We start from the raw sequence: 11,739 nt of genomic DNA, 5'->3' as shown, positions 1-11,739 counted from the left end.
GTAAAGACATATGCTATACATTTCAATGATACTGTTCATCTGAAAATATCAGTAGGATGATAGCTAAATTCTAGTTATCATCCTTCCAAAGGCGAAATACATTATAAATATTAGTTGTTAAAGTTAAAATATGATTTGTGTTCTTTTCCTTTACATACATCACTCTTCTATATAATATGATAAAATAATTGTATTACATACAAAACTAATTACTTTACTTAAGGGACAAAAATAAATAGGACCCGGATAGATCACAACTCATGTGCCATTTTCTACCCGGTATCAAAGATGCAGCATATCAAATAAATATTGTTAAAAGGAGTATTATCATTTCTCCTCAACTTGCGTTAAATAACTTGATAATTGTCTTCTCTCTAATTTATAGGTTTTTAATATTCCCAATATTTCTTCAGGTGTCCACAAGTGTGGTTCTCTTTGAGCGATAGTTGTAAAGAATCCATTTACATTCTCTTTCAATTCTCCTAAACCCTTCTCATTAATAACACTCGTATTAGAAGGAGTGAATGCTTCATAATGTAATTTATTAGATGGATGAATTAATACTAGTATTCCATTTTTATCTGGATAATGTTTTTTGAACCAGTTATCACTGGAGGAAATCTGTTCGCTCTCACTTTTATAAATTAAGTTTCTTTCTGTCTTAACTTCATTTTTAGCTTCTATTACAAGATAATCATCATCATAAATGTTCCATAAAATGTCGCATCCATTGTTAAACTCTGCTTCTGGTTGTTGTGTATCAAACCCTAGACATTCTCCTAATCGAGTGAAGGAGCGCTCGAATAATGTAGACGAGTCTGGTTTGAAAGCTATATCATCCAATAGTTTAGTAACATGAAGGACAATTGAATTCGCCTCTGTAAATGAACTGATAAATTGTTTTATTTTTAATGTCTGCCTTGTCTGCTTAGCTGTTAATTTCTTATAATTAATCCCGCTTGGAGGCTTTAACAAGAATGTGTTTTTTGTATGTGATGCAAGCTGGACTTCCATAGACCGACTTTTATCACCGTTGTACAGGTATGATGCGGATAATTGTAAGAACCATGCTTCATCGTCTTTTACAAAACTTCCTTTAGCATTAATAAAATGCCTTATTGTGTCTGCAGCACGAATGGATTGATTTGAACAAGCTAAGTCAAATGCTTCTCTTTCTTTAATAGCGACGTCAATTAAACTAATGTCTTTTTCTGGTGACCCGGAAGAGGTGATTCTTTGTCTGTGCAACTTAATCCACTCGGGATCTCTATCCAATACTTGTTTAATAGTTGCCCCTAACTGCTGCATAGAGGATCCACTTTCTTTACTAGCAAGTGCTGCGACTTGTGTACCTAAATTTATTTGAGTTACTGTCTGTGGAGAAAGGTGTCGTTGAAATTCATTAGTCGAAATTATAGATACTAGGTCTTTACCCAAAATAATGACTACTGAATAATCATTAACAGATCTTACTGACCTTCCAAACCCTTGTTCTATTTTTTGAGCTTGATTCATTCTCATTAACCTAGAGTCGGGCCTTGCGTATAAAGAATATTGTTCATGTAATGTAGTTGCAGATGGTAGATCATCAATAATTAAAATCCTGCATGAATCTCCAGGTAAATCTACTCCGTCATATCTATTGGATAGTACTACTTTATGACCTACGGATTCCTTTAAACTTTTTATTATTTGAGAAATCTCACTAGGAGCAGGCTTATTAAAGCAATTATCTTGCCAAAGACTTGCTCTATTATCTGAAGAAACAAGTGTAACTACATTGTAATTTTTTAGTTTAGAAAAAGACCTGGCAATATCAAATGGCTTCAAATTTTTATCGATATTTTGCGGTGCAATAATCATTCGTTCACCGATGTCTGAATAAGTATCTGATTCTATCGGATTTTCTACTGTATTTTTGTTGACCTGAAAATCCTTAATTAAAGATGAATCATCGTTTAAAGTTGCTGACATGAAAATCCTTCTTTGAGCCCTATGGAAAGAGGGTAGTTTTTGTATAGGTAGACATTTAGGTGAAAGTTCAATTCTATGAGTTGATATATATACAAAGTAATGCTCTAAGAAGTCCCTTACTAAGGGCCACTTGAATTTTAATGATTCGTCATTAGAATGCTCCGATAGTAATGTTGTTATTTCATTTATTCTATCTATCCAAGCCCAGTATGGAACCATTAAAATACCATAGGAGTCACGTCCTTCAAGCACATCTAAAGCGGTTCCTCTTGACTGGGCTACTAAAGAATCTTTAAACATCGGTACAAGCTTCTGATAAATATCACTTTGGTTATCAAATGATAGCGAGAATACCTCCCTCGCTTTGTTTAATGCTGCATGTGCATCATCAATAATTACACTCCCTATATTAATAACATCTCTAGCCCCATCACCTTCTACTCCAAAAACCGTCTTTGCATTAAATAACTTTGCAAATGTTGTAACTAATATTGCTTCACTATTTAAAAATTCCTCTGGAAAATTCCTATCTTCGAAAGTAACACAGTCAATTCCTAAATCTTCTGCATCACCTAATACTTGTTCAACTAAGAGTTTATCTAAGCATAAGTAAAGAGCAGGTCCCACATTTTCATTTAGAGAGGATTGGAGCTGAAGTAATCCTACAGCTGTTTTTCCACCGCCGGTGTTCATTTTTACAATATTATCTTTTAATTCCCTGTTTTCAAACCATTCCTGTAGTATTTTCTCTTGATCACTTCTTAAATATGGAAATCGACTACTTCTAACATTAGATTCAAATATTTCTTTTGGTTTAATCGGAGAATTTTGATTTTCATCTCCAAGTAATTTCCCGAAATCTACCATTTCGCCACTCCTTTTACCCGTTGGTCGTTATATCTTATTAAATTTTAAATATATAAACCACATGCCATTACTTTTTCTCTATATAAAATAGAAAACCCTTCAATAATAGACAAAATATCCAATATTATGTATAAAAAATCGTCATGATGTTGAATATGCTCGGGAATCATGGACTTTCACTTATTAATATCAAAGAAAGTCATACCATATATCTAGTACTTTTCGAGCGGCCTATCTTATTCATTTAATGACTTTATTTCTTCACTGTTACTACCGTCCGTATTTGATGGCCTCCCGAAAAGGTAAACAAATATTCTTCTATCTTTTGTAGTCTCTCGTAATGGTTGCCCTGAATCTCTCAATTTAATAGTATTAAAGAGCGCTTCAGTCACGAAGCGCTCTTTCTCTATGACTACTAGTTTGAGATAACCTTTTCCGAACATTCTCATTCAATGCATCCATCTCTTCAATAAACTGCTCACTCGAAGCAATAATCCGCTCCGACGACTGCTCCGTCGTCTTCAATGCCTCAAATACATTATCAAAAGACTCCTGAAGAGCTTCCATACTGATTGCCGGATTCTCCATCATCTCTGTCGTCTCTTCCGCATTCTCCTTCAGATTCCTCGAGTTCGAAAGCAGCATCTCCTCGGTCGCTTTATTGACACCATTCACCGTATCAATCACTTTCCGCTGATTGTTCAAAGCGAGCTGGATCGAAGCAGAGACAGTAATAATATTTTTCGTCAGTGTCACTGCATTACGAATCGATTCCTTCAGTTTTTCATTGTTTTTCTTGATGATATCGACAGAAGAAATACTCTGATGCAGCACACTCTTCATCTGCGTCATGTTTCTCGTCCGCGTAATGATTTTCTCTTTTCCTTCGGTAAGCAGGGCCAGATCGTATTCGCCTGTCGCTTCTTTTTCTTTCAAAAGCTCAAACAGCTTTTTCCCGAGATAAATCTGCTTGTCCAAATCATAAATACGCTTCTGGGCGTTTTCTTTGATCAGCTGTAATTCGACGCTGTCTTCTTCCAGGCGGTCTTTCCCAGCCAGGAGACTGCGGACGACCATATCAATCTTTGAGTCGACCGTTTCATACTTCTTCATGTAGCGGTCGATGGGCTGCTTTTTGCTTAGTTTATAGAAGAACTTCTGCACGCCGTTGCCTTCGGAGCGCTTAGGATCAAGGTCTGATACGATCGTTTCGAGTTCTCTCAGCGAATCGGGGATGTCGTTGTTGCCTTTCGTCATGAGGTCGTTGACCGGGCGCTTCAACGTTTCCATTGTCTCACCGGCGACGCGCTGTTCTTTTTCTCCGAGGTCTCCGAGTTCTCTCATCACATCGGATAGGGAGTCGTCTCTTGATGTATCGAACCTCCCCGCATAGGCTTCGGCCTCTTCGTTCAGACGGTCGATATCTTCCTTTTCAATAAGCGTCATCGCTTCTCTCAAGTCCTGTTGGTTCATTTCCGCTTCTTTATCTTTATAGGGAGAATGTTTACTCATGTCCATACCTCCTGTATGTCATTCGTTGGTTTTTAGCAATATAAAACGGCCGATTACTTTTGTGAAAGGAAGTTTTCGTCTTCCTTATTATATTTGGAAGCAATGATTCCTTTGCTTCTAGCGAAGTTCTGCGTATGGCTTTCTTCTTCTTTTCGCTCCAGATTTTCAATGAACTTCTGCAAATCATACATTGTTTCTACCAGTTCATGTTTCCGATTTTCCTTATTCTCGTCGGACAATCGTTGGAACGATGCGATGAAGTCAGGGACGTCTTTGTCCATCATCGTCTCAAGGGCGTATTGTTCTTCGATATCGAGTTCTTCCATCCGTCGGAACTGTTTCTCTGTCCGTTCCTTTAAAGCTGCCCACTCCTGTTGAAGGTCCGGATGATTATCGAGAAAAGGGAAGTCCCAATCTTCGAAGATCGGTTCCTCCGGATGTTCAAACGTAGTACTTTCTCCGGATACTTCCATGTGCTCGACGTAAGTATTCACATGTTTGAACAGGACCTCTGAAAAATCCCTCAGCGTGCCTCCAAGTCCCTTTTTTCTCGTGAATTCTTCTTTCAGAAAAGTAGGGAGGAAGGCTTTTTCTTCTTCAATCCATTCAAAGCGGCCCAGCAGCATTTTCGGCGGTTTGCCGTAAAACTCAAGGGTTCCCCTGAATGTATTGGACTTCGGTATCACGGCAGAGAATAAGACACCGTTCCAAAATCCATCCATAATATATCTTTTCTTCATCTCTACCAGTTCTTCTATATCCAGATCGAAATAAACAGGGCGTTTCCCTTTGATCACCTGCTTCATATCTCTCATCGTTTGAAAATCGATGTAGCGCTGATATTCGGAGGTATGTGGCATGAATGTTCTTTCCAAATTCTCAAGCATAAAAGAGTTGAGGTTTTCCATGCTTCGTCAGCCCCTTTTTCGTCTTTCCTTTTTCCACGACTAAATGAATCTATGATACTTCAAGAATACCACAAAATGGGGGTTGAGACTAAGATATGCCTACGTCACTTCCCGATGAGAAGGAGGAGGCGGAATCATCGTCTGTGGAAAATCTATCTTCCATTTACTATGAATATACGTACTTACGAGCTAGAATGTTTCACAATTTTACATATTACTCTTCAAAGTTCGAGTGGGAGTATTTATGCATATTTTTTCCTTTGTAGGGAATTGGGACCAAAAGAGAAGGACACTTGCTGTTGAAGCAAGAAGGAATATAAGGAGGAATTTCAAGGTGAAAAAGATTTTAATCATCATAGCAACGATCCTAACTGTTTTATTCGTTACCAGCGCCTGCACAAATTCGGATCAAAGCTCTGTGGAACAAAAGGGAGGTTCAAGTGAGGGTAACGAAGCCACAACCCCTTCAGATAAGAATCGTGAACGAGTACAGGAGTTTCTCGAACACGAATTTAACGGACCGAGTGAAAAAACGGAAGAAATCTATAGGGAGGGGACGACGGAAGAGCTCCGGAATTATGTAGAGGAGACGTACAAACCTTACTTTAATGAAAAAGGATACGAAGACATAACACAATTACAAAAAGCTTCGATGTATATCTGGGAAGCAAGTAGGAGCGGTTATGAATTGAACGCAACTGACATTAACATGGATAAAGATGAAGAAAATAACGCTTACGCTTTTGAGGTCGATGTGGAATTCAGCAAAGATGGCGAAACAAATGCTACAACCGTAAAAGGGAGAATCAATTTGGATGAGGATGGAAAGTTCAGCTTCCTCCGATATTCAGATCGAGGCGGATTGCTTGAGAGTATGTGAGTTTCTTTAAGCATCATGTTTGAAGTCCTCCTAAAAGCAGGACCACGATACTTACCAAAGCTGGACACCTAAACATTTGGTTAAGTTTATTAAAATTTGAACTCTTGTCCAATGAATTATGATAGGTTGGTCATACAAGGGTTCCTATTAAAATGGAAGCAGATAGAGTTCGGTATCACAAGTAGTGAACAGGAGGGGTTGAAGTGGCGAGGGTTTTGCTTTATATGGAAGGAGCATTCGTATTCCTGGCAAGTCTATATTTTTACCAGCAGAATGATTTCAGCTGGCTCGCCTTCGTGTTCCTTTTATTGATTTTCGACATTTCCATGCTTGGATACCTCGTCAATGAGAGAGTCGGGGCGGTTGTCTATAACCTTTCCCATAGTTATGTTCTTCCGTTATTACTTATCGTAGCTGCTATCGCTGCCTCCCTGGATGGGCTCCTGATGATCAGCTTGATCTGGATGGCGCATAACGGGATGGACAGGATGTTCGGGTATGGGTTGAAATATCCGACCGGTTTCAAGGACACTCATCTTCAAAGAATCTAGGGGGGTAAATCAATGGTCGATGCTTTTCTCGTAGGATGTACGGAGAAGTTCTATGAAATTTTCGGTGAGAATATAACAGGTGTGTATCTACATGGTTCGCTTGTCTTAGGTGGATTTGTGCCTTCGAAAAGTGATGTCGATTTGATTGTCGTGACGGAAAAACCGATGTCCCGTATGGATGCCGTTCAGCTGACAGATTTTCTTCTAGAACAGTCGAGCTCTCCTTATCCGATCGAAATCTCTGTATTGAACCGCCGTCAGCTTGACGAATGGCAGCACCCGTGTCCGTTTGATTACCACTACAGCGAGGCCTGGAGGAATCGTTTTCTCTCAAGCGGATCAACCTATGGCGAAGAAAGGGAAGATCCAGACTTGGCTGCTCATCTGACCATCATCCATCACAGCGGGTGTGTGCTGTTCGGAAAGCCGGTCGATGAAGTATTCCCTCCTGTTCCGAAGCAGGACTATTTGGATTCGATTCTGAGCGACTATGAGGATTGTCTGGAAAATGTCGAGGTGGAACCGGTTTATAGTGTGTTGAACATCCTCCGGGTCTATTATTATTTGGAGGACGAACGCATCTACTCGAAGGATGAGGCCGGCCAGTGGGCCTTGAGTTCTCCTTTTTCAAAAACCGTGGTGAAAGTATTGAAGCGGAGGCGGGGGGATGATGTTTCGATCTCAGATGAAGAACTCTCATCTTTCAAACGGCATTATCAAGAGCAAATAGAGGCCTCCCTTCAGGAGAAGAATGTGAGGGTGAAAGGCTCTGTCAATGTTGGTGATTGATCGTTGCTTGAAGAGGATCCACGTTGAGCAGGGGGAGGACTGGGAGCGCAAACGCTATCCTTAAAATCAATAGCTAACCGGAAAAACACCGTATACGTAAGCTTACACGAATCCTTCCGTACACAGGAAAGGTATCTTCCTGTCATCGATCAAAAACGGACTATCATCCTCCCTCTAATTCATGTATAGTAGGTAAGGCATATCTTAGGCTTTTTAAGCAGAAGATCAATTATTATTAGAGGTGAAACAGATGGACTACAATCAAATTACACAAAAAATTGAAGATATTGGCGGGAACTATATCACCATATCTTACTTGCAGGCGACCGAGGAAGATGACTCGCTATATGACGTTTTCGTTAATGTATGGCCCAATAAAAGTATGAAGAGAAACTTTGAAACGATCGTCGTTAAAACGGATATTCCAATGGAAAAAGCTGAAAACATTTCTAAACGCCTGCACACATCATTGGGTCGTGTATATGGAGATGTGCATTACACAGGACTCGAAGCTTAATATCTTAGGAAAAAAGCATGGATGCGATCCATGCTTTTATTTTTTACTTCAGGCCATCTACCGGCGCCAAATAAAAAAGAGAGAAAAGCGTCGATGGCTTTTCTCTCTCTAAAATTAAGAAATGGAGAAACTTTTTTCTTCCTGTACGCCTGCGTTTTCCGTGAATTCATCAAGCAGGGCACGCACTTCATCGGTCGATTCCGTGTTCATCAGCTGGTTTCTGAGCTCTCCGGCTCCACGGAAACCGCGCACGTAAATCTTGAAGAAGCGGCGTAGCGGTTTAAAGAGACGCGGCTCAAGTTCTGCTGAGTACTTATCATGCAGGTCGAGCTGCAGACGCAGAAGATCGAGCAGTTCTTCACTACTATGCTCTTTCTTCTCTGTTTCGAAGCAGAACGGGTTGTGGAAGACTCCGCGTCCAATCATGACTCCGTCGACGCCGTATTTCTCTACGAGTTCAAGACCTTTCTGGCGGTCAGGGATGTCTCCGTTGATCGTCAGAAGTGTGTCTGGAGCTATTTCGTCACGCATTTTCTTGATTTCCGGAATCAGCTCCCAGTGTGCGTCGACATTACTCATTTCTTTTTTCGTACGAAGGTGGATGGAAAGGTTGACGATGTCCTGTTCCAACAGGTGCTTGAGCCATGTGCGCCATTCGTCCACTTCGGTATAACCGAGACGGGTTTTCACACTGACAGGAAGTCCGCCGGCTTTCGAAGCCTGAATGATCTCTGCGGCGACATCCGGACGGCGGATCAGTCCGCAGCCTTTCCCTTTTGTCGCGACGTTCGGAGCCGGGCAGCCCATGTTGATATCGATTCCTTTGTAGCCCATTTCGGCCATCCCGATACTCATCTGACGGAAGTATTCAGGTTTGTCACCCCAAATGTGGGCGACGATCGGCTGTTCATCTTCAGTGAACGTCAGACGTCCGCGTACGCTGTCTTTTCCTTTCGGATGGCAGTAGCTTTCCGTATTCGTGAACTCTGTGAAAAACACGTCAGGTCTCGCCGCTTCACTCACGACATGACGGAACACGACATCCGTCACGGCTTCCATCGGTGCCAAGACAAAAAACGGTTTCGGCAACTCATGCCAGAAATTCTCTTTCATATATATCTGAACCCTTTCTTTATTGAAAATAATCGTAGTATTTTTTGTAAATGTGTTGTTTCTATTATATCCATTACCATTTAGGCAGGATTTGAACCATTATATACTTTAATGGTATCGCGTGAAAAGTGCAAGGGGGAGAGTTGGATTGTATCTTTACAGGTGTTTATTGAAGCCTATCATATTTCTCCTCTAATCGGTAGAAAGGGTTTGTCAGTGGCCTCTCCAGGTAATAGAATCCTAAAGAGTAGTATGGAGGGCTATTATGAATGATACGCTGATGTCAGTCATCATTATTCTATTGGTTTCAGCGGGTTGGGGAGCCATTATCCTTAGAGACTTTGATATCGCAAAAGGAATAACCAAGGGAAACGGAATTCACCTCGTGGCTGCGGCAGGATTCGCTTTTTTACTTATTTGGATAGCGACAAGCTTATAATCATAGAAAAAGCCAGTACTCCCGAAGAAGGAGACTGGCTTATTTTTATATTTCGTCAAGCACATCATTCAACTGCACACGCTGCTTTTCCATCTCTTGTAGCACAAAAGTGATATTCCGCTCATGAAGCTGCAAAATCAGCTGACCATACGTCTCCCCAGGAACTGCCCATCGGCCATTCAAGCGGGTCCACGTCGGTGCAATGCCTCGCGTGACGAGGTCGAAGCGCGGATCGACTTTTTCCAAACCGGCAGGAATCGGTTCTGTCGAAGCATAGGCGTAAAGGTGCTGGATGTGGGCGTGGACGCCTTCTTCTGGTGTTTCGAAAGAGGCTCCTTGTGTGCCGCCACCTGTCGCGCCGATACCTGCGAAGTTGTTCTGCTCTGGTCTCACATCTCCTGTGAAACGGAAGAAGTTCGTTTCGTTAAGCGCTTGGGCGTAAGCGACGTCTCCTCGGATGCCGTAAAATTCTCCGTATTTCAAATAGAAGTGTCCGAGTTTCGGAGCGGCCGGGTTTACAGTCTTCGCATAATCATCGAGTTGGCAGGCGGTCAAATACATGTCGCCGAAAATCTTGTAACCGCCGTCATCGACGGGTGGTTCCGGTTCCGTTGGCGGGGTCGAGCCGTCCGTGACAATGAAGGCATCTGTAATGCCGATCGATTGGAGACGCTCGACTTGCGCTTCGGCATTTTCTCTCATGGAATAGGCACCGGCCTGCACCCGGAAGTAGGTGACACCGTTGATTTCCACTTGGACAATCACGCTTTCAATGCCGTTTTGAGCGAGAAACGCGACTCGTTCTTCCGCATTCTCACGGTTGCGGAAAGAACCTGCGATGACGCGGAACAATCCATCCCCTGGTTCTGGTTCTGGCGGGGCAGGGGTATCTCCATCACGCACGATGAAAGCTTCTGTAATGCCGATGGCTTTAAGACGTGCGACCTGTGCTTCGGCGTTTTCCCTCTCGGCGTATGCGCCGGTTTGCACGCGGAAATAGGTTACGCCGTTGATTTCGGTCGGCACGATGAAGCTGTCGATGCCATTTTGGGCGAGGAAGGCGACACGTTGATCGGCATTCACTCGATTTTGGAACGACCCGGCGATGACACGGAACAAGCCGTCTCCAGGTTCCCCGGGTTCCGGAGGCTGAGGTGGGGCAGGTGCATCTTCTCCGCGGATGATGAAAGCATCCGTAATTCCGATGCGCTTGAGACGCTCCACCTGTTCTTTTGCATTTTCCTCATTAGAAAAAGCGCCTGTTTGCACACGGTAATACGTCGTTCCTGAAATCGTAGTCGGTACAACAAAGCCAGGAAATCCTTGGGCGGCGAGTGCTTCGACGCGTTGTTCAGCATTTTCGCGGTTTCGGAACGATCCGGCGATGACCCGGTACAAGGTGCCATCCCCTGGTGGGGAAGGTGGTGATGGGGTTCTTGGCAGATCGAGTGCATCGGCCACCCCTTCAGCGATCCCGCGGCTGACATCATTAATGAAGGCGGAATTCCTCAAAAGCGCAAGGTCGCCGGGGTTGTCGACGAACAGGACTTCGATGAGCAGGGAGCTCATGTTCGTTTCTCTTGTCACGAATAAATTAGCCCGTTTTTTCCCACGGTCGCGTACATTGTACTTTCGGATCGCGCGGTAGGTGGTGTCATGGATGATATTTTGATAGGTTCGTGTATTCGGAGCCAAAGGCCCGTTATAGATATAGCTTTCAAAGCCGCTTCCTCCTGCTGCATTGTTGTGGATCGATAAGAAGAAGTCAGCATTCACACGATTGGCGAGGTTTGTGCGGTCCCTGAGGGATACGGTAACATCTGTCGTTCGGGTCATTAGAACCCTTACTTCATAATTCAATGAAAGGATACGTTGGACATTCATGGCAATAGACAAATTGAAGGTCTTCTCCTGGAATCCTTGAAAAACGGCACCAGGATCCGACCCTCCGTGACCAGCATCGATAACGATGGTTTTCATACTAGTCAATCTCCTTTCTGACTTCCTCCTATTATATGAAAATATCGGACAAAGAGTATAGTCTCATATAATGTAAACATCACAATTCTGTTAATCTTGATAAAAAAATTACACCCGCTCTTACTTTTCCTCCCCTTTCTTTATACCTATCATTTATAATTCCAAGAAAAAATCATGTATAATGGAGGCAGATAAAGAAAAGCAGGAGG

General features: G+C 42.5%; 10 protein-coding genes. 5 read left to right on the top strand and 5 right to left on the bottom strand.

Annotated features, from left to right (window positions below):
• Window positions 1–327: 327 nt before the first annotated feature.
• The 3 genes from VKA52_RS13885 to VKA52_RS13875 form a co-directional block, all read right to left on the bottom strand.
• Window positions 328–2,841: a DEAD/DEAH box helicase gene (locus VKA52_RS13885; RefSeq protein WP_326316082.1), complete on the bottom strand. Its 2,514-nt coding sequence runs from the start codon at window positions 2,839–2,841 to the stop codon at window positions 328–330.
• A gap of 384 nt (window positions 2,842–3,225) precedes the next feature.
• Complete coding sequence (locus tag VKA52_RS13880) at window positions 3,226–4,353, bottom strand: toxic anion resistance protein (protein ID WP_326316081.1); 1,128 nt, start codon at window positions 4,351–4,353, stop codon at window positions 3,226–3,228.
• Window positions 4,354–4,406: 53 nt separating this feature from the next.
• Entirely contained in the window at window positions 4,407–5,261 is an 855-nt protein-coding gene (locus VKA52_RS13875; protein ID WP_326316080.1) for a hypothetical protein, read from the bottom strand.
• A 334-nt stretch (window positions 5,262–5,595) separates the two neighbouring features.
• On the opposite strand from VKA52_RS13875, the gene VKA52_RS13870 reads away from it, so the two are divergent.
• From VKA52_RS13870 to VKA52_RS13855, 4 genes are all read left to right on the top strand, one after another.
• Window positions 5,596–6,141 (top strand): hypothetical protein, encoded by a 546-nt coding sequence (locus tag VKA52_RS13870; RefSeq protein WP_326316079.1) that lies wholly within the window; start codon window positions 5,596–5,598, stop codon window positions 6,139–6,141.
• A 224-nt stretch (window positions 6,142–6,365) separates the two neighbouring features.
• Window positions 6,366–6,692, top strand: a complete 327-nt coding sequence (locus tag VKA52_RS13865; protein WP_442788850.1) for a DUF4260 domain-containing protein — start codon at window positions 6,366–6,368, stop codon at window positions 6,690–6,692.
• Window positions 6,693–6,704: 12 nt separating this feature from the next.
• The gene (locus tag VKA52_RS13860; protein ID WP_326316077.1) at window positions 6,705–7,481 is read left to right on the top strand and encodes an aminoglycoside adenylyltransferase domain-containing protein; all 777 of its coding nucleotides are present in this window, start codon (window positions 6,705–6,707) and stop codon (window positions 7,479–7,481) included.
• A 250-nt stretch (window positions 7,482–7,731) separates the two neighbouring features.
• Window positions 7,732–7,998 (top strand): hypothetical protein, encoded by a 267-nt coding sequence (locus tag VKA52_RS13855; RefSeq protein ID WP_160914691.1) that lies wholly within the window; start codon window positions 7,732–7,734, stop codon window positions 7,996–7,998.
• A gap of 114 nt (window positions 7,999–8,112) precedes the next feature.
• Here the strand turns inward: VKA52_RS13855 and VKA52_RS13850 are convergent, their stop codons facing one another.
• Window positions 8,113–9,111, bottom strand: a complete 999-nt coding sequence (locus tag VKA52_RS13850) for a tRNA dihydrouridine synthase (RefSeq protein ID WP_160914693.1) — start codon at window positions 9,109–9,111, stop codon at window positions 8,113–8,115.
• 265 nt (window positions 9,112–9,376) lie between these two features.
• On the opposite strand from VKA52_RS13850, the gene VKA52_RS13845 reads away from it, so the two are divergent.
• On the top strand, window positions 9,377–9,550 hold the full coding sequence (locus VKA52_RS13845; protein ID WP_206945327.1) for a hypothetical protein: 174 nt from the start codon (window positions 9,377–9,379) through the stop codon (window positions 9,548–9,550).
• Between the two features lie 45 nt (window positions 9,551–9,595).
• Here the strand turns inward: VKA52_RS13845 and VKA52_RS13840 are convergent, their stop codons facing one another.
• The gene (locus VKA52_RS13840) at window positions 9,596–11,530 is read right to left on the bottom strand and encodes an SPOR domain-containing protein (RefSeq protein WP_326316076.1); all 1,935 of its coding nucleotides are present in this window, start codon (window positions 11,528–11,530) and stop codon (window positions 9,596–9,598) included.
• Window positions 11,531–11,739: the final 209 nt, after the last annotated feature.

The organism is Halobacillus sp. HZG1 (genome assembly GCF_035818575.1).
Lineage (GTDB): Bacteria > Bacillota > Bacilli > Bacillales > Halobacillaceae > Halobacillus > Halobacillus litoralis.
This window is presented reverse-complemented; position numbering and strand designations above follow the sequence as displayed.